Source organism: Nonomuraea sp. NBC_00507, assembly GCF_036013525.1.
Taxonomy (GTDB): domain Bacteria; phylum Actinomycetota; class Actinomycetes; order Streptosporangiales; family Streptosporangiaceae; genus Nonomuraea.
This window is the reverse complement of the sequence record NZ_CP107853.1, coordinates 12,121,206-12,139,890: the sequence shown is the minus strand read 5'-3', so window position 1 is coordinate 12,139,890 and position 18,685 is coordinate 12,121,206. Positions and strand designations below refer to the sequence as shown.

The window sequence follows — 18,685 nt, the reverse complement described above, 5'->3', positions numbered from 1 at the left end:
TATTGATCCCCCTGCCCATCAATGTGGGACTACACCGTCAGCGAGCACCCGCCGGTAGTTCGCCACGCGGTCTTCGACGGTGTCCAGGCAGCAGCTGGAGCACTTCACCTTCTCCGCCGAGGTGTAGTAGAGGCAGCAGGTGTTGCGCAGGTAGAAGAGTCCTTCCCGGCCACCTTCCGTGAGCCGGATCACCTCGCCGAGGCGGTCGAGCCCGCCGGTGGCGGCGGCCAGAAAGGTCTGGTAGGCGCTCTCCAGTTGGTCGACGTCGCCGCCGCGCCGGCTCGCGATACAGAAGGCGGCCGCGCAGCCGTGGGCCACGCCGCCGTAGAGCTGGCGCAACCCGGCTCGGGTGCGGACGTGCATGGCCTGGGCGAGGGGGAGCAGATGGTCGTCCAGCACCCACGTGACCAGGGTCTCCACGGGCGCCTCGGTGACGGTGGGTTCGCGCAGCCCGACGCCCTCGAAGCCGTGATGCGGGGAGAGCCGGATGGCGACGTTGTGCGGTCGCATGTCGATCACCACGCCGTCGACGGCCCAGGCCAGCACGGCGGCTGCGGTCACGGTGCCCGCGTACACCGCCATCACGGTCAGTGCGGTCGCGTGATCGGAGACCTGGCCGCTGGCCCGTCGCTCGGCGTCGAGCACTTGTTTCAGCTCGCCGGACCACGGATCCAGCAGCCGGTCGCAGGCGATCCAATCCTTTCCCGGCGCGATACCGCGCTGGAGGCGGAAGCGGTCGCCGAAGGATTCCAGGCGTGCGAAGACGTCCGTCACTCTGTCCGTCCTTGTCAGGTCTGAGCTGCTTCAAGCAGTTGGGCCGTGTACGGATGGGAAGGGGCGCTGGCGAGGTGGGCGGACAGGCCGTGCTCGACGACGGCGCCGCTGCGCAGCACCACGATCCGGTCGCACGACTGCACCGCCTCGCCCAGGTCGTGGGTGACGAACAGGACGGCGAGCCCGCGATCGACGGCCAGCGTGCGGAGCGTGGTGGCGATGCCGGCGCGGGTGGAGACGTCCAGCATCGAGGTGGCCTCGTCGGCGACCAGGAGGAGGGGATCGGCGGCGAGCGCCCTGGCGATGGACACGCGCTGCCGCTGCCCGCCCGACAGTTGACCGGGGAAGCGCTGCAGGAACTCGTCCGACACCGGCAGCCCGGAGGCGCTCACCGCCTCCCGCACCCGCTCGGCTCGCTGTTCCCGTGGTGCGCCGGTCGTCACGAGGGGTTCGGCCACCAGGCTAGCGACGCGCATCCCGGGGTGGAGCGCGTCGTAAGGGTCCTGGTGGACGAAGCCGATCCGCTGCTGCAGGCGGCGCAGCGCACGGCCCCGCCGCGTGGTCAGGTCCTCACCCGCGATCTCGACCCGGCCGCCGGCCGGGCGCAGCAAGCCGAGGATGATCCTGGCCAGGGTGCTCTTGCCGGAGCCGCTCTCGCCCACGAGCGCGACGATCTCTCCGGCGTGGATGTCGAGATCGACGCCACGCAGCGCCTCCACGGTCCTCGTCCGCGTCCGGTAGCGATGATGGACATCGGCCACGCGGACCACCGGAGCCCCCAGCGGATGGTCGCCTCGCGGCACCACTGGGAATGCCGGTTTGTCGTGGTGGTGACAGGCCACCTGCGCCGGGCCGTGCGAGCGCAGCGGCGGCGCTTCCTCGCTGCACAGGCTGGTGGCCAGGGGACAGCGCGGGGCGAACCGGCACCCTTCCGGCAGCAGGTCGAGCGCGGGCGCGGAGCCGGGGATGCTGCCCCACGGCACCTGCCGGTCCGCGACAGGCGTCGCCGTCAGCAGGCCCGCCGTGTAGGGGTGGGCATGCTCGGCGGCCAGCGTACGGGCGGGGCGCACCTCGGCGAGGCGGCCCGCGTACATGACCGCGACCCGGTCCGCGTACGGCATCAGCCCGGCGAGGTCGTGAGAGACGATGAGCATGGTGGTGCCGAGACCCGCGAGTAGGGCGAGGACCTGCCGTTGCGTGATCGCGTCCAGCCCCGTGGTGGGCTCGTCGGCGATCAGCAGCCGCGGCTCGCCCGCCAGGGCCAGGGCGATCGCGACCCGTTGCCGCTGGCCTCCGGACAGCTCGTGCGGATAGCACCGCAGCATGGCCGGCTGGAGGCCGACGCGTTCCAGCAGCTCGGCCGGGTCCGCGTGGCCGCCGTGCAGGGTGAGCATCTCGACGAGTTGGGCGCCGATCCGGTGCACCGGGCTGAGGCCGGACATCGCGCCCTGCGGCACGATGGCGACCCGGCGGCCTCGGATGTCCTTCCAGTCGGTGCGCCCTGCCAGCTCGTCCTCGCCGAGCTGCGCGGAGCCGGTGACGGAAGCGGTGCGGGGGAGCAGCCCGAGCAGGGCGCGGGCGAGCGAGGTCTTGCCGCAGCCGCTCTCGCCCACGAGCGCCACGACCTCGCCCTCCTCGACGTCCAGGCTGATCCGGTCCACCGCGGTCAGGTTGCCGTAGCTGATCGTGAGATCGCGTAGTGACAGCGTCATCGGGTGGCCTCCCTGAGCGCGGGGTTGAGCCGTTCCTCGACGGCGATGCCGATGAGGGCGAGGGCCAGCACGGTGAGCGTGATCGCGGCGCCCGGTGGCAGCGCCCACCACAGCCAGGCCTCCGACAGGAACACGCCGTTGGTCTGCACCCAGAACAGCGTGGTGCCCCAGCTCGGCGCGGTCGGGTCCCCGAGGCCGAGGAACGACAGGGTCGCGTCGTAGATGACGGCACGCATCGCCGTACGGACGAACACCGGGATGAGCAGCGGCCCGATCAGGTAGGAGCCGTGCCGCAGGAGCAGCCACCAGCGGGGCGCCCCCATCGCGCGGGCCACCTCCAGATGGCCGCGCGACCAGGCGGTCAGCACGGCGGCCCGCAGCACCCGGGCCGGGACCGGCCAGAGGATCAGGGCCAGGATCGTCACCCGCGTGCCGAAGGACTGGCCGAGGAAGGCCGCCGCGAGAATGTAGAGGATCAGCTCGGGCAGCACCAGCATGACGTCCGTGCCGCGCATCAGCGTGGCCGACAACCACCGCGGCCCGATCCCGGCCGCCCCGCCCACCAGCGCCGCGAGCGCGGTGGTGGCCGCGGCGACGATGAACGCCAGGCTCAGCGAGGTGCCGGCGCCGACGATGAGCTGGTCGAGGAGGTTCCTGCCGAGATCGTCGGCTCCGAGCGGCAGCCCCGCTCCCGGAGGGGCGTAGGGCTGCGCCACCCGGGCGCGGCCCGCGTCGTCGGGCAGCAGCGTGCCGTAAAGGGCGACGCCGACGATCGCGACAAGGATGCCGGCGCCGATCAGCCCTTGCGTGCCGAGGAGGCTGCGGCGGGGCGCGCGCAGGAACATCATGGGCCGCCTCCGGTTCTGGCGCGGGGATCGAGCAGCGGGTACGTGGCGTCGGCCACCGCGTTCATCAGCACGACCATCAGCGTCAGCACCAGGAACGCGCCCTGCATCAGCGGATAGTCGCGGGCCGTGATCGCGTCGAAGGTCAGCCGGCCGAGCCCCGGATAGGCGAAGACGGTCTCCACCACGATCGAGCCCGCGGCCAGGAAGCCGATCTCCATCATGAGGATCGTGTGCACGGGCAGCAGGGCGGGCCGCAACGCATGCCGCCTGACAAGCCGCCCATAGGGGACGCCGCGGGCGTGCGCGTGCTGGATCGGCTCGCTGGTCAACACCGTCAGCAGCGACGAGCGGGTGTAGAGGAACAGGTAGCCCATCCCGGTCAGCGTCATGGTGGTCACCGGCAGGATCAGATGCAGCAACACCCCGGAGACCGTCACGCCTTCGACGCCCGACACCCCGAAAGTCGGGAGCAACTGGAGTTGCACGCCGAACAGGACGATGAGCAGCATCCCCAGCCAGAACTGGGGAAACGAGTCGAGCACGATGGCCGTGCCGAGCAGCCCCGAACCCTTGCCTTCGCGGCGGCGCAGCGCACCCAGCACACCGAACGTCACGCCCACCAGCGCAGTGCAGATGATGCTGGTGCCAACGAGCAGCAACGTCCACGGCAACGCCTCGCCCAGCGCCTGTGTCACCGGCCGTCCGTCGGACAGTGAGGTGCCGAGGTCGAGGGTGAAGACGCCGCCGAGGTAGTCGAGGAACTGCTCGTGCAGGGGCTTGCCGAAGCCGTACTGGGTGGCGATCTGCGCCCGTTCGTCGTCAGTCAGCCTCGCGAGCGCCTCCGGGCTGCCGAACGACTTCAGCGGGCCGCCCGGCAGGGCGCGGGGCAGGGCGAAGTTCAGCGTGAGCGCCACCGCCAGCACGGCGGCGTACTCGGCCAGCCTGCCCGCCGCATATCGCCAGGGCATCACGGCTTGAACTCGACGAGGGAGAACTTGTTGAGCACCGCCGAGCCGTTCTGCCAGGCCCAGCCGCTGTAGACGTCCTTGCGGAAGGCGTAGGCGCCGTTGCGGTAGTAGAGCGTCAGGAACGGCATCTGCTCGGCGATCTGAGCCTGAAGCTGCTTGGCTGCCGCCGTCCTGTCCTCCATGGTCGGGGCAGAGGTCAGGGTCTTCACGACGGAATCGACCTGGTCGTCCTTGAAACCGACGACGTTGAGGGAGCCGTCCTCCGGATCCGAGGCGACCAGCTGGGCAATGGTGCCGCTGCTCAGCATCACCGGAGCGGACCAGCCCCACATGGACATGTCGTAGTTGCGGCCCTTGCGTACGTCGTAGTCGGGCCACACCTTCGCATCCAGCGAGTCGGGGTCGAGCGAGGACACCTTCACGGCCACACCCACTGCCTTGAGCATGTCGCGGATCAGCTCCGCGCTGCGCAGCCGGTCGGTGGAGGTGCTCTGGACCAGCAGTTCGTACGACATCGGCTTGCCGTCGAGCACCCGGATCCCGTCGGCGCCCGGCTTGGCCCCCAGCGCGTCGAGCTCACGCTTGGCCGCTTCGACGTCGTAGAGCGGGGCGAGGCTGTCGGGCTTGACGGGGGATTCGGCGTGGATGAAGCCCGGGTTGCCGGGCGTGCCCTGGCCGAGCAGGGCCGTCTTGACCAGGTCGGTCACGTCGATCGCCTTCGCCAGGGCGCGCCGGACCTCCGGCTTGTCGAACGGGGCCCTGGTGGTGTTGAAGGCCAGCAGCGTCGAGGCGAACTCGGTGCCCTTCACCACGCCGATGTTCGGCTGGCGCTCCAGCGCCTGGAGCTGCTGCGGCGGCACGATGCGGGTGGACAGGTGGATCTCGCCGGTGCGCAGGGCGGCGAACTGCGTGGACTCCTCCGGGATGACGACGATCTTCACGGTGTCGGCCTTCGGCTTGCCCATGGCGTAGGAGGCGTTGGCGGTCAGCGTGTAGCCGCGGGCGTTGTCGTACTGCGTGAGCTTGTACGGGCCGGTGCCGATCGCCTTGTCGGTCCCGGCCTCGCCGACCTTCTCCACCGACTCCCACAGGTGCTTGGGCAAGATGGCCATGTCGGCCAGAATGCGCCGCGGGAACTCCGGATCGGGCGCCTTGAGGGTCAGAGTCACGGTGTCGCCGCTCGCGGTCACCCTCTCCACCGGCCGCACGTCGATCGAGGAGTCACCCTCCAGGTGCTTCTTGTAGAACTCAACGCTGAACACCACGTCGTCGGCGGTCAGCGGCTTGCCGTCGTGCCAGGTGACGCCCTGCCTGAGCGGCATGGTGAAGACCTTGTTGTCGGTGGTCTGGATCTGCCTGGCCAGCAGCGGAGTGACCCCGTCGCCCTGGACGATGACCAGCGTGTCGAAGATCAGCTTCACCAGGTTATTCCCCGGATAACCGGTCTGGTTGGTGAACGGGGTCAGCGTCCCCTCATCCGAGGAGATGGCGATCGTCACGCTCTTGGCGGCAGCGGAGGTCTTCCCGCTCTGCGGAGGCTCGGTGCCCGCGCCGCACCCGGCCAGAGCCATCCAGAGTGCGGCCGCCATCGCGATGAACATCCTCGATTGCCGGTACACGGAACCTCCCGGGGGTATAAGAGGTTGAGATCGCCGCCGCGGTGGGCGGACGGGTGTTTCATGCGACTCTATAGAGGTTTTCCGTAGATACAAGTGCCCAATATGTAAACTCCGTAATTCCGCTGCACGGCTCCTTTGCGAGGCTGTCTATCCTACTGACCTGCTCTTATGTGGGCCAGAAGCATGGTCGAGCGGCCGGGAAGAGGCTGTTGACTGTCCGTCCGTAACAGTCGCGAAACGATGCTTCCTATTGATCATCGTAGATGCAGGCTTCCGCCCTACCGCGACATCTACTTGCATCCATACCCTGGTGGGGTATAAATTGGCGCCAAGATGCGCTTGATCGACCTAGAAGGTAGCAATGTCTGAATCATTTCAGCACGCTGGGCATGAACACCAGGATCACGGCTCGCATGATCACGGCCACTCCCAGGGCGGCGATCATGAAGCACACCGGATGAAGGTGACCTGGGGAGCGGCCGCGTCGGCGACGTTGCACTGCCTCACCGGTTGCGCCATTGGCGAGGTCCTCGGCATGGTGATCGCCACCGCGCTGGGCTGGCATGACGTGCCCAGCATCATCTTGGCCGTCGTCCTGGCGTTCATCTTCGGGTACGCGCTCACGCTGCGTGGCCTGTTCCGTGCCGGCGTGGACTGGCGTAAGGCGCTGCGGCTCGCGCTGGCCGCGGACACGCTGTCGATCCTCGTCATGGAGATCGTCGACAACGGCGTCATGGTGATCGTTCCGGGCGCCATGGACGCCGGTCTCGCCTCTGTGTTGTTCTGGGGTGCGCTGGCCTTCGCGCTGTTGGTCGCGTTCCTCGTCACGTGGCCGATCAACAAGTGGATCATCGGACGGGGCAAGGGCCATGCGGTCATTCACGCCTACCACCACTGACGGCCCGCACTCCTGAGACCTCTCCTACGGGTCCTACGGGCGATAGCGCGAAGACCGAGAGCGAAGCGGGCGCCCTCGCATCGAGGGCGCTTGCGTCGCGTCGTGGTCTACGCCGGCGCCTTGACGGCTGAGCCCGCCGCGGTCCGCTCCCGCGTGACGCGGCGGCGCCGGGTGGGCAGCCCGAGCGTCGGGTTGGCCACGCCCCAGGCGGCGCCTTTGCAGACCAGCTCCTTGTAGACGGCGGCGAGCCGTCCGGCCAGGACCGCCGGTACGGCGCGGTCGTCGGCGGTGACGTACTGGATCAAACCCTCCTTGCGGCCCAGTGAGATGCACTGGTTGAAGTAGCGGATCGGCGTGTTCGGGAGTTTCCCGCCGGTCAGGCGCGCCGCGATCGCGTCGGCGGCCTGCCACGCGGTCGGAATTCCCGAAGCGCACGACATCCGCAGCGGCTTGTCCCCTGGGCCCATCACCATGGCCGCGTCGCCGACGGCGTACACGTCCGGGTGTGAGACCGAGCGCATGGTCCCGTCGACCACGATCTGGCCGCTGCCGGTGACCTCCAGCGTGGTCGCCTTCGCGATCGGGTGGGTCGCGAAGCCGGCGGTCCACACGGTGACCGCGGCCGGGATGGCCGTGCCGTCGGCGGTGGCGACGCGGTCGGCTTCGACGCCGGTGACGGCGGCGTGCTCGTGCACGGTGATCCCGAGCTTGCCGAAGACCTTCCGCAGGTGCTCGCGGCCCTTGGGGGAAAGCCAGTCGCCGAGGCCGGCGCGGGCGGCGAGGGCGACGTCGAGGTCCGGGCGTGCCTCGGCGATCTCGGTCGAGGCTTCCACGCCGGTGAGGCCGCCGCCGACGACGACCACGGTCTGCCCGGCGTCGAGGTGGGCCAGGCGCTCGCGCAGCCGAAGTGCACCGGGGCGGCTGGCGATCTCATAGGCGTGCTCGGCGGTCCCGGGGACGCCTTGGGCGTTCCAGCCGCTGCCGAGGGCGTAGACGAGCGTGTCGTAGGCGAGTTCTTCTGCGCCGGACTCGGGCGCGATCGAGGCTGCGCCGGACTCGGGCGCGTTCGAGGCTGCGCCGGACTCGGGCGCGTTCGAGGCTGCGCCGGACTCGGGCGCGTTCGAGCCTGCGCCGTTCGCGTCGATGACGGTGACGGTCTTGCGGTCGACGTCGACGCCGGTGACCTTCGCGAGCCTCAGCTCGACGCCGGTGCCCGCGAACATCTCGCTGAACGGCCGGGGCTTGAGGTCCTGTCCGGTCGCCAGCTGGTGCATGCGGACGCGTTCGACGAAGTCGGATTCGGCGTTGACGAGGGTGATGGCGACGTCCTCGCGGCGGAGCCGCTTGGCGAGGCGGCCGGCGGCGACGGCTCCGGTGTATCCGGCTCCGAGGACGACGATGCGGTGCTGCATGTCCTTGCTCCTGTCGTGCGCGGGTTTGCCCCTTGAACCGGGCGGCCCGCCGTTTCCTGACAGGAACGCGATGTGAAGCACCTCACACAAGCGGTCAGAAGCCGTTGAACAGGGGCTCCCCGTGGCCGACGCCCGCCCAGTGCGCGGAAGCGCGTTCGAGCTTGTCGGGGTTGACCTGGTTGCGGAACGCGGCGATGCCCTCGACGGTGACCTCCAGGCACATGACGCCGATGACCCGCCCGTCCACGACGGCCACGACGGCGGGGTCGCCGTTGGCGGTCCAGGCGTAGATCTCGGGCACGCCGCCGGCCAGGGCGCGTTTGGCCTCGCTGGGTTTGAACAGGCCCCGTAGGAACTTCGCGACCGCGACGGCGCCCTCGAACGCCTTGGCGCGGGCCGGAACCTTCCCACCGCCGTCGCCGATCGAGATGGCGTCCTGGGTGAGCAGGCGCACGAGCGGCTCGGTCCGGCCGCTGGTGGCGGCCGCCAGGAACTCCTCGACGATCCGCCGGGCGGCGGCCTTGTCGATCTCGGTGCGGGCCTTGCCGTCCGCGACGTGCTTCTTGGCGCGGTGGAAGATCTGCTGGCTGGCGGCCTCGGTGATGTCGAGGATCTCGGCGATCTCCCGATGCGGATAGTCGAAGGCCTCACGCAGCACGTAAACCGCCCGCTCGTTGGGGGAGAGGCGCTCCATGAGGGTGAGGACCGCGTAGGAGACCGATTCGCGCTGCTCGGCGGTGTCGGCCGGGCCGAGCATCGGGTCCCCGGCCAGCAGCGGCTCGGGAAGCCATTGGCCCACATAGGTCTCGCGGCGCGCCCGCGCGGAGGTGAGCTGGTTGAGGCACAGGTTGGTGAGGACCTTCGTCAGCCAGGCTTCGGGGACCTCGATGCGGTCGACGTCGGCGGCCTGCCAGCGCAGGAACGTCTCCTGCACGGCGTCCTCCGCCTCCCCCGCGGAGCCGAGGAGGCGGTAGGCGATGGCCTCCATGCGCGGCCTGGAGACCTCGAACCGGTCGACGTCGTCCACGGTCAAGGGCATGGCCCGATCCTAGCCCGCACGGCGTGCGGCGCGGCCTGATCTGCACGGCCACGGCTACGCTGCCTTATGCGCCGCAAGACCACCACCGCCCTGTCCCTCGCCGCTCTGCTGATCGCCGGCACGGCCACGGCCTGCAGGACCACTGCCGACCCCGACCCCGGCACCGCAAAAGGCACCGAAGGCACCGCAACCGGCAGCGCAACCGGCAGCGGAAGCGAGGTGGACTCCGTCACCCTGCCCGCCTCCCTCACCGCCCAGAAGCTGAGGTGGAAGCCCTGCCCAGCCCCGTCCGTCCTCCAGGGCGCTGACAGAAGACCGGGCAAGCTGCCGGACGGCACCGCCTGGCAGTGCACGACGATGAAGGTGCCACTCGACTACGCGAAGCCGGACGGCGAGACGATCGACCTCGCCCTCATCAGGGCCGAGGCCAAACCGAAGACCGAGTCCAAGGGACGGATCGGCTCGCTTGTCTTCAACTTCGGCGGCCCCGGCAGCTCCGGAGTGGCCTCCCTGCCCCAGTTCGCCGCCGACGAGTACATGAAGCTGCACGAGCGCTACGACCTGGTGAGCTTCGACCCGCGCGGCATCGGCAACAGCGGGGGTGTGCGCTGCCTGGACGACAAGGCCCTCGAACGCTGGCTCGCGGCCGACAGCACCCCTGACGACGCCACCGAGCTGGGACAACTGCGCACCAGGTCAAAGGCGTTCATCCAGGCCTGCGAGAAGAACTCCAGCAGGATACTGCCGCACGTCGACACCGTCAGCGCCGCTCGCGACATGGACCTGATGCGTCAGCTCCTCGGCGACCGCAGGCTCAACTACTTCGGCATCTCGTACGGCACCGAACTGGGCGGCGTCTACGCCCACCTCTTCCCCGAGAACGTCGGCCGCACCGTCCTCGACGCCGTCGTCGACCCCACTCAGGACGATGCGGCCGTGGCCCTCAGCCAGGCCAAGGGCTTCCAGCTGGCGCTGGAGAACTTCATGAAGGACTGCGCCAAGGAGCCCGACTGCCCCACCGGCTCCGGCCCCGCCGCCCGTAAGAACACCGACGCGGGGATCCGCAAGATCACGGCCCTGCTGAAGCGGCTCGACAGCAAGCCGCTGAAGGCCGGCGAGGACGGCGGCGAACTCACCCAGGCCGAGGCACTCACCGGCATGGCGGCCGCGCTGTACGGCAAGGAGACCTGGGTCATGCTGAAGTCCGGGCTGCGGGACGCCATGAAGAAGAACGGGGACGGACGCTGGCTCCAGTTCCTCGCCGACTTCTACAACGGCCGGGACAAGAACGGCCGGTACAACAATCTCCAGTCCGCGTACACGGCCGTGATCTGCGCCGATTCCAGCGACCGCTACACCGAGCAGGATGTCCTGGACCGGCTCCCGCAGTTCCGTGACGCATCGCCCGTTTTCGGCGAATCCATGGCCTGGACCCTGCTCACCTGCTCCGGCTGGAAGGTCAGGGAAGGCTCGTCGCGGACCGTCGAGGTCAGCGCCAAGGGTGCGGAGCCCATCGTCGTCATCGGCACCACCGGCGATCCGGCGACCCCGTACGAGGGCGCCCGGCGGATGGCCGAACAGCTCGGCGAGGGCGTCGGCGTCGAGGTCGCGTACAAGGGCGAGGGCCATGGCGCCTACCCCGGCAGCGACTGCGTCACCGACGCGGTGGACGGCTATCTGCTCGACGGCAAGGTCCCGGCCGACGGCACGGTCTGCTCGTGACGCTCGGTGCCTCCCGGAGGCGTCAGGTGTTGGATGTCCGCTTTGTAACCAAGCCTTGACGCTCACGGATAGGACAAGTTAACTTCCTTGAACTTCAGGATTAACGTTCACGTGAACGTTAATCCTCTTGGTTCGTAGGAGGACGACTTGGAAAGCGATGATCTGCGTCGCGCGCTGATCGCGGCCGATCCGAAGCTGTCGAAGTTCAACCCGCTGCCCCGCATCCTCGCCTTCGACGAGTTCAACACCGGCACCCACGGCTGGACCGAGCTCATCGGCAACCATGACGGCCACGGCAACCTGGACACCGTCGACAAGCACATGCGCGACTTCCGTCCGCCGCAGCTCAGCTCATGCGACTTCTTCGACACCGGCACGCACGGCGCGATGAGCGGCACGTACGCGCTCAAGGTGGCCACCAGGCCGGTCACCGGACACACGGGGGTGGCGATCCGCCGGCTGACGATGGCGCAGCGCGGGATCGTGCAGTTCGAGACCTATTTCACCTACAAGAGCGAGGCGGCGACGGCAGAGTCCAGCCTCGGCAACCGCTTCGGCGAGATCGAGTGGGACGGTAACCTGCACCCGTCGGAGGCGCAGTTCGGCTGCTTCACGATCGCGACCGACCTGTGCGACGGCGACGGCGTCCGCTACCACACGGTGATGCGCTACCAGAACACCGACCTGGACAACAAGCTGACCAGGCGCTGGGTGTACCCGGTGGTGCCCGAGCCGACGCCAAAGGAGAACCTGCACAACCAGGACAACCTGGTGGCGACCGAGGACTTCACCGCGCCCAACCCCGAGGACTGGCACCCGCTCGACGAGGAGCCGCAGTTCCTCTGCTACAACGAGGTGCCGACCAAGGTCAACTGGCACTACTTGCGCTGGCAGTTCGACACCCGCTCACGGACCAACGTCGAACTTCAGGTCAACGACCGGGTCATGGATCTACGTGACGTCCCTGTCCCGCACTATCCGGACAGGTATGACGGCTTGGAGAACCTGCTGAACTTCTACGTCAGCGTGCGGACCCATTCTCCCGTCCGCAACTTCCTCTTCCTTGATTCCGCCCTGATCTCCGTGGATTGGTGACCTCGGCATGAAGAACGCTCAAACCGCCGTACTCGAGCGGAACACCACTTTCACCGCAGATTTCATGACTGAGCCGTACGAAGCCGCATGGGCGGGCGAAGCCCGATGGTTCGTGCGGACGCTGGAGCTCGAAGGTGAGCAACCCAGCCTCCACCTCGTCACCCAGATCTCCCCTGACGGGCTGCACTGGTGCGACGAGGAGACACCCGAGCTGGTGACCACTGAGCCGGGCCTTGTGTCCTGGCGCGTGCGGGAGTTCGGTCACTGGCTGCGGCTGCGGGCTTCACTTCGCGGGGGCGATCCGAAGGCGAAAGTCCTGATCTACCTGGCACTCAAGAGCTGACAGAGCTGACAGAAGGTAAGCGACATGGACGATGTAGGCAGGCGCCAGTTCCTCACCCTCCTCGGAGGGACTGTCCTGATCGCAGGATGCGCCCCTGGCGGGCCCGGCTCCGACCAGAACGCCCCGCTCAGCGCCGCGTTCAACCAGGCCATCAACGACCTGGACCCGCACGGTCCGAGCGCGGTCGACGAGGCGTCGCTGCTGGCCAACCGGCAGATCTACGACACCCTCGTGACCAGGAACGGCACCGAGCCGGCGCCGAGCCTGGCCACGTCATGGACCCAACCCGACGACAAGACGTGGGTGTTCACGCTTCGCGAGGACGTCACCTTCCATGACGGCAGCAAGCTGACCTCGGCCGATGTGAAGGCCTCGCTGGAACGGCTGGCCAAGTCGACCGGGCCGCAGAAGCCGCTGTGGGCCGCGGTCGCCTCGGTCGAGGCGCCGGACGCGCGGACCGTCAAGATCACCACCGCCGAGCCGCTCGGCACGATGCTGGTGAACCTGACGCTGGCGTTCATCCTCCCAGCGACCCAAATGGGCAAGGCGGGCTTCTTCCGCAAGCCGGTGGGAAGCGGGCCGTTCGCCGTGGAGTCGTTCACACCGTCGTCACAGCTGGTCCTCACCCCGGTGAAGAACTACTGGGGCGGCGCGTCCACGCTGCGGGGCCTGCGCCTGCCCTACATCCCCGAGGCGTCCACGCGGATGACCTCGCTGCAGAACGGCGAGGTGGACGTCACCTGGATCATCCCGCCCGACGAGCTCAAGCGCCTGCGCCAGGTTTCCGGGATCTCCGTCGCGAGCACACCGGGCCTGAACTACTTCCTGACCTGGTTCAACTGCGGGCGCAAGCCGTTCACCGACCCCAAGGTGCGCCGCGCGCTCTCCCACGCGCTCGACGTCAAGGGCATCGTCGCCAACCTGTACGGCGAGGCGGCGACGGTCATGGACGCGCCCATCCCGGCGGCGGTGTTCGGACACGCCCCGCAGAAGCTCTATGAGTACGACCCCGACCTGGCCAAGAAGGAGCTGGCAGAGGCGGGATACGCGGACGGCATCCGTACCTCCATGATGTGGTTCAGGGACACCGGGCCCTTGGCCACCGAGCTGGCCCAGTCGTTCATCTCCGCGTGGGCCAAGGTGGGCGTGGTCGTCGAGCCGCAGCAGATCGAGAAGGCCGCCTGGATCAAGCGGCTGACCGCGCTCGACTGGGACATCGAGCTCCAGGTCAACACCGTGACCACCGCAGACGCCGACTACACGCTCGGCCGGCTGTATACCTCGGCGGCCAACCGCATGGGCTACGCCAACAAGGAGCTCGACGCGCTCCTCGCCGAGGCCAAGTCGACCGCCGACCAGGACAGACGCAAGGCCCTGTACGGCCAGGCGTGCGCGATCATCTGGTCCGACGCGGTCGGCGTGTTCCCGGCGGCGCTGGCCGCCACCTACGGCGTGCGCTCCACGGTCAAGGGCTTCCGCCCGGCGGCCAACAGCCAGCCCGAGTTCAGGACGGTCTCCGCCGATCATGCCTGAGGGACGCCGTACGACGCTGAAAGACATCGCCGAGAGCCTCGGGGTGTCGGTCAACACCGTGTCGCGGGCGCTGTTGGACAAGGACAGCGTCGGCGTGGAGACCAGGAACCGGGTCAAGGCGGAGGCGGCTCGGCTCGGCTACGTGCCGAACGTGACCGCCCGCTCCCTGGTCCTGGGCTCCGCGACCACGCTCGGCATGGTGATCACGAATCCCTCCAACCCGTTCTACGCGCAGCTGATCAGCGGCATGGAGCAGCACTGCCGTGAGCACGGCTACTCGCTGCTGCTGATGGCGACCGAGGAGTCTCTGGACAACGAGCGGCGAGCAGCCGAGGAGCTGCTGCGCCGCGGCGTCGACGGGGTCCTGATGGTGGCCGTGCAGGAGGGCGCCGAGCACTGGCGCCCGTTCCGCTCGGCCGGGGTGCCGCTGGTGCTGATCAACCGTGACATCCCCGAACTGAACGCCGACCTCGTAGGCGTCGATCACGCTCGCGGCGGCTACGAGGCGGCCAGGCACGCCCTCGACCAGGGCGCCAGGAAGATCTACTTCCTGGAAGAGGACCTGGGCGTCTCCTCGGTCGCCGACCGGGTCGAGGGCTACCGCCGTGCCATGGCCGAAAGCGGGCAGCCGATGCGGCAGGACACGTTGATCAAGGTCCCGACCAGGCGGCTGGAACAGAGCGCGATGCCGTGGGACCCGGGCGAGGCCTACCGGATGGCCCGCGAGGTGATCAGCGCCGCCGAGCGCCCGATGGCCTTCGTCGCGGGGAACGACTACTTCGCGCTGGCCATATACCGCGTCGCGCACGAGGCGGGGCTGCGCGTCCCCGAGGACGTGCTGGTCGTCGGGTACGGCGGCCACCCCTTCGCGCCCTACGTCATACCGTCGCTCACCACGGTCGACCTGCCCGCCGCGGACATCGCGGTGTCGGCGGTCGACTGCATGCTGCGGCGGCTGACCAAGTCGGCCACGGGCTCGCCAGAGAAGATCCTCTTCCCGCCGACGCTCATCGTGCGCGGATCGAGCCGCCGATGACCGGATTCCTCGGACGCCGCCTCGCCCAGGCGCTCTTGCAGATCTGGGGCGCGGTCACCATCGTCTTCATCGCGCTGCGCGTGCTGCCCGGCGATCCCGCCGAGCTGATCCTCGGCAGCCAGGCCACCCCCGAGCAGCTGGCCGAGCTCCGCACCGAGCTCGGCCTGGATCAGTCCATCATCGCGCAGTACTTCGGTCACCTGCTCGACGTCCTGCGCCTGGACTTCGGCGACTCCTGGCGGCAGGGCGGCAGCGCTCTGGACGCCACGCTGGAACGCCTCGGCCCCACACTGAGCCTGTCGATCTGGGCCATGATCTTCACCGTGGTGCTCGGTTTCCTGGCGGGCACGTTCGCGGCCAGGCACGCCAACACCGTGGCCGACCACCTGGTCTCCGTCTCGTCGCTGGTCGGGCAGGCTCTGCCGCCGTTCTGGATCGGCATCATGCTCTCGCTGATCTTCGCCAGGCTGCTGCAGATCCTGCCGAGCACCGCCGACGGCACCATGGCGAGCCTGCTGCTGCCCGCGCTCACGCTCGCGCTGCCGTTCGTCGGCTGGCTCGGCCGTCTGGTGCGCACCGGGATTCTTGAGGAGATGAACCAGGACTACGTGCGCACGGCTCGGGCCAAGGGCCTGAGCAGGCGGGTGGTCTTCTACATCCACGTGCTGCGCAACACGTTGGTGCCCGTCGTGACCATGCTCGGCCTGCTGATGGGCTTCTTCATCGCCAACGGCGTCATCGTCGAGGTGGTCTTCGCCTGGCCGGGGATCGGCTCGCTGCTCGTCGACTCGATCACCTTCCGCGACTACTCCGTGGTCGAGGCCGTCCTCACCGTGGTCACCGTCTGCTACATCACGCTCAACCTGCTGGTCGACGTGCTCTACAGCTACCTCGACCCCAGGATCCAGTTGGAGAACGCATGACGCTCGACACCGCCGTGCTCCGGCGGCTGCCCCTGCGAGCGCGGCTGGCCATCGGGACCGTGCTGTTGTTCGCGGTCGCCGGCTTGGTCGGGCCGTTCCTCGTTCCGTTCGAGGCCGCGGTCACCAGCCCGCAGAACCGGCTGCTGCCCCCGGGCAGCCGGTTGTCCGACGGCGCCATCGCCTGGCTCGGCACGGACCAGGTGGGCCAGGACCTGCTGGCCGAGGTGCTGGCCGGCATGCGCACGTCGCTGACCGTGGCGCTGGTGACTGTGCTGGTGGGCGGGTCGATCGGCCTGGTGCTCGGCCTTCTGTCCGGATATTTCGGTAGCTGGACCGATGGCATCATCTCCCGCATCGGCGACATCCAGCTCGCCTTCCCCAGCTTGCTCCTGGCGATCCTGCTGGCGGGCGTCCTCGGGCCCAGCATGGTCAACGTGATCATCGCGCTCGCCGTGACCCGATGGGTGATCTTCGCGAGAGTGGTGCGCGGGTCGGCGCTGGCCGTACGGCACCGCGAGTTCGTCGACTCCGCCCGCGTCCTCGGCGCCTCCCACGGGCGCATCCTCATCCACTACATCCTGCCCTCCTGCCTGCCGCCGCTGCTCGTCGCGGCGACCGTGCAGGTCGGCCTGACCATGGTCGCCGAGGCGTCGCTGAGCTTCCTCGGCCTCGGCGTGCCCGCCTCGCAGGCCTCCTGGGGTGCCACCATCGCGCAGGGCCGCGACTACCTGGCCTCCGCCTGGTGGATCGCCGCCGCGCCCGGCCTCGCGCTGGCGCTCGTGGTGGTCAGCATCGGCGTGCTCGGTGACCTGTTGCGCGATTTGTCCGACCCGATGACGGAGCTGAGCGCATGAGTCCCCTGCTGGAGGTCGAGGACCTGGCCGTGGAGTTCGGCGGCACCCGCGTCGTGCGGGGCGTCTCCTTCCAGGTTGAGGAGGGCGAGACGCTGGCCGTCGTCGGCGAGTCGGGGAGCGGCAAGAGCGTGACCGCGCAGTCGCTGCTCGGCCTGGTGCCGCACGGCGCCCGGCTGGCCGCAGGCCGCATCCGCATCGAGGGGCAGGAGGTCACCGGGCTCACCGACGAGCAGTGGCAGAAGCTCCGCGGTGAGCGCATCTCGATGATCTTCCAGGATCCGCTCAGCGCGCTGAACCCGTCGCTGACGGTCGGCTACCAGATCGGCGAGATGTTCCGCAGGCACCGCGGCCTCGGCAGGAAGGAGGCACGCAGCCGCTCGGCCGAGCTGATGAGCCTGGTCGGCATCCCCGACGCCACTCGGCGGCTGGACGAGCACCCCCACCGCTTCTCCGGCGGCATGCGCCAGCGCGTGATGATCGCCATGGCGCTGGCCCTCGACCCCCGCCTGCTCGTCGCCGATGAGCCGACCACCGCGCTGGACGTCACCGTGCAGGCCCAGATCCTGCGGTTGCTGCGCGAACGCCAGCGGGCGGAACGCCTCGGCATGATCCTCATCAGCCACGACCTGGGCGTGGTCGCCAGAGCCGCCGAACGGGTCGCCGTCATGTACGCGGGCCGGATCGTGGAGACGGGAACCGTGCCCGAGGTGTACGAACGGCCCGCCCACCCCTACACCCGCGGCCTGATGCGCGCCGTGCCCTCCGTGCGCGACGACAGGCCGCTGGAGATGATCGGCGGCCAGCCGCCCGACCTGAGCAAGCCGCTGACCGGCTGCTCCTTCGCCGCCCGCTGCCCGCTCGCCCGCGACGTCTGCCGCGAGAGCGATCCCGAACCCCGTCAACTCGGACCCGGGCGCTCGAGCGCCTGCCACTTCGCCGAGGAGGTGATCGCGCATGCTTGAGCTCGTCGATCTCGTCACCACCTACCGCACGCGCCGCGTCGAGGTGCAGGCGGTGGCCGGGGTGAGCCTCACCGTCGGCGAAGGCGAGACCGTGGGCCTGGTCGGCGAGTCCGGCTGCGGCAAGTCCACCGTGGCCAGGACCATCGTCGGTCTCGTCCGCCCTGCCTCCGGTCAGGTGCTCTTCGAGGGCAAGGACCTGGCGTCGCTGCCCGCCAAGGAGCTGCGGCGGCTCAGGCAGGGGATCCAGCTGATCTTTCAGGACCCGTACGCGTCGCTCAACCCGCGCATGACGGTATCCGCGCTGATCAAGGAGGCTTGGCGTATCCACCCCGGCCTGGTCCCACGCGAACGATGGGACGAGGAGGTGCGCGACCTGCTCGGCCGTGTCGGGCTGCGGCCCGAGCACGCCGACCGCTATCCCCACCAGTTCTCGGGCGGGCAGCGTCAGCGCATCAGCATCGCCAGGGCGCTGGCCGTGCGGCCGCGCCTGATCATCTGCGACGAGGCCGTCTCCGCGCTCGACGTCTCGGTCCGCGCCCAGATTCTCAACCTGCTGCAGGAGCTCCAGCGCGATCTCGGCGTCGCGTACCTGTTCATCTCCCACGACCTCGGCGTCGTCCACCACCTGTGCGACCGGGTGGCGGTTATGTACCTCGGCAAGGTCGCCGAGATCGGCCCGAAGGACAGCATCTACGCCAAGCCCGCCCACCCGTATACCCAGGCGCTGCTGTCGGCCGCGCCCGGTATCGACGACTGGCGAGAGACCGGCCGTCACGAGATCGTCCTGTCGGGAGATGTTCCCTCCCCGTTGTCGCCGCCGACAGGCTGCCGGTTCCGGACCCGGTGTTGGCTGGCCCAGGATCGGTGCCGCGACGAGGAACCCTTACTGATCGAAAGAGGCGCCGGTCACCCGGTCGCCTGCCACTTCGCCGCCTCATAAGGAGATC

The 18,685-nt window shown here is 69.1% G+C and carries 17 protein-coding genes; 10 read left to right on the top strand and 7 right to left on the bottom strand.

Features of this window, described 5'->3' with window-relative positions; genetic code table 11:
• Positions 1-18 precede the first annotated feature (18 nt).
• Genes OHA25_RS57325 through OHA25_RS57305 form a run of 5 tightly spaced genes read right to left on the bottom strand, consistent with a single transcriptional unit; the run spans position 19 to position 5,921 of the window.
• Positions 19-774: a (2Fe-2S)-binding protein gene (locus tag OHA25_RS57325; RefSeq protein ID WP_327585178.1), complete on the bottom strand. Its 756-nt coding sequence runs from the start codon at positions 772-774 to the stop codon at positions 19-21.
• Between the two features lie 14 nt (positions 775-788).
• Entirely contained in the window at positions 789-2,486 is a 1,698-nt protein-coding gene (locus OHA25_RS57320) for an ABC transporter ATP-binding protein (RefSeq protein ID WP_327585177.1), read from the bottom strand.
• A complete protein-coding gene (locus OHA25_RS57315; RefSeq protein ID WP_327585176.1) occupies positions 2,483-3,334 on the bottom strand; it encodes an ABC transporter permease in 852 nt (283 codons plus the stop codon). The genes OHA25_RS57320 and OHA25_RS57315 overlap by 4 nt, the downstream gene beginning before the upstream one ends.
• Positions 3,331-4,302 carry an ABC transporter permease gene (locus OHA25_RS57310; RefSeq protein WP_327591199.1) on the bottom strand — a complete coding sequence of 324 codons (972 nt, stop codon included), beginning with the start codon at positions 4,300-4,302 and terminating at the stop codon, positions 3,331-3,333. The genes OHA25_RS57315 and OHA25_RS57310 overlap by 4 nt, the downstream gene beginning before the upstream one ends.
• Complete coding sequence (locus OHA25_RS57305; protein WP_327585175.1) at positions 4,302-5,921, bottom strand: ABC transporter substrate-binding protein; 1,620 nt, start codon at positions 5,919-5,921, stop codon at positions 4,302-4,304. Before OHA25_RS57305 ends, OHA25_RS57310 begins: the two co-directional genes overlap by 1 nt.
• Positions 5,922-6,378: 457 nt before the next feature.
• Between OHA25_RS57305 and OHA25_RS57300 the strand changes: the two genes are divergently transcribed.
• A complete protein-coding gene (locus tag OHA25_RS57300; RefSeq protein WP_305919047.1) occupies positions 6,379-6,819 on the top strand; it encodes a DUF4396 domain-containing protein in 441 nt (146 codons plus the stop codon).
• A gap of 107 nt (positions 6,820-6,926) precedes the next feature.
• On the opposite strand, the gene OHA25_RS57295 is transcribed toward OHA25_RS57300, so the two are convergent.
• Together OHA25_RS57295 and sigJ are read right to left on the bottom strand one after the other, a co-directional pair.
• Positions 6,927-8,231 carry an NAD(P)/FAD-dependent oxidoreductase gene (locus tag OHA25_RS57295; RefSeq protein WP_327585174.1) on the bottom strand — a complete coding sequence of 435 codons (1,305 nt, stop codon included), beginning with the start codon at positions 8,229-8,231 and terminating at the stop codon, positions 6,927-6,929.
• Positions 8,232-8,325: 94 nt separating this feature from the next.
• Complete coding sequence (sigJ, locus tag OHA25_RS57290; protein WP_327585173.1) at positions 8,326-9,270, bottom strand: RNA polymerase sigma factor SigJ; 945 nt, start codon at positions 9,268-9,270, stop codon at positions 8,326-8,328.
• 66 nt (positions 9,271-9,336) lie between these two features.
• On the opposite strand from sigJ, the gene OHA25_RS57285 reads away from it, so the two are divergent.
• The 9 genes from OHA25_RS57285 to OHA25_RS57245 all read left to right on the top strand — a co-directional run bounded on the left by OHA25_RS57285 (position 9,337) and on the right by OHA25_RS57245 (position 18,678).
• The gene (locus OHA25_RS57285) at positions 9,337-10,992 is read left to right on the top strand and encodes an alpha/beta hydrolase (RefSeq protein WP_327585172.1); all 1,656 of its coding nucleotides are present in this window, start codon (positions 9,337-9,339) and stop codon (positions 10,990-10,992) included.
• A 147-nt stretch (positions 10,993-11,139) separates the two neighbouring features.
• Positions 11,140-12,087, top strand: coding sequence for a DUF6772 family protein (locus OHA25_RS57280; RefSeq protein WP_327585171.1), 948 nt, complete (start codon positions 11,140-11,142; stop codon positions 12,085-12,087).
• A 64-nt stretch (positions 12,088-12,151) separates the two neighbouring features.
• The gene (locus OHA25_RS57275) at positions 12,152-12,430 is read left to right on the top strand and encodes a hypothetical protein (RefSeq protein WP_327585170.1); all 279 of its coding nucleotides are present in this window, start codon (positions 12,152-12,154) and stop codon (positions 12,428-12,430) included.
• A 24-nt stretch (positions 12,431-12,454) separates the two neighbouring features.
• Entirely contained in the window at positions 12,455-13,963 is a 1,509-nt protein-coding gene (locus tag OHA25_RS57270) for an ABC transporter substrate-binding protein (protein ID WP_327585169.1), read from the top strand.
• Entirely contained in the window at positions 13,956-14,999 is a 1,044-nt protein-coding gene (locus OHA25_RS57265) for a LacI family DNA-binding transcriptional regulator (protein WP_327585168.1), read from the top strand. The genes OHA25_RS57270 and OHA25_RS57265 overlap by 8 nt, the downstream gene beginning before the upstream one ends.
• A complete protein-coding gene (locus OHA25_RS57260) occupies positions 14,996-15,922 on the top strand; it encodes an ABC transporter permease (protein WP_305919039.1) in 927 nt (308 codons plus the stop codon). Before OHA25_RS57265 ends, OHA25_RS57260 begins: the two co-directional genes overlap by 4 nt.
• Entirely contained in the window at positions 15,919-16,776 is an 858-nt protein-coding gene (locus OHA25_RS57255) for an ABC transporter permease (protein ID WP_327585167.1), read from the top strand. Before OHA25_RS57260 ends, OHA25_RS57255 begins: the two co-directional genes overlap by 4 nt.
• Complete coding sequence (locus OHA25_RS57250; protein WP_327585166.1) at positions 16,773-17,738, top strand: ABC transporter ATP-binding protein; 966 nt, start codon at positions 16,773-16,775, stop codon at positions 17,736-17,738. The genes OHA25_RS57255 and OHA25_RS57250 overlap by 4 nt, the downstream gene beginning before the upstream one ends.
• A complete protein-coding gene (locus OHA25_RS57245; RefSeq protein WP_327585165.1) occupies positions 17,731-18,678 on the top strand; it encodes an ABC transporter ATP-binding protein in 948 nt (315 codons plus the stop codon). The genes OHA25_RS57250 and OHA25_RS57245 overlap by 8 nt, the downstream gene beginning before the upstream one ends.
• Positions 18,679-18,685 lie beyond the last annotated feature (7 nt).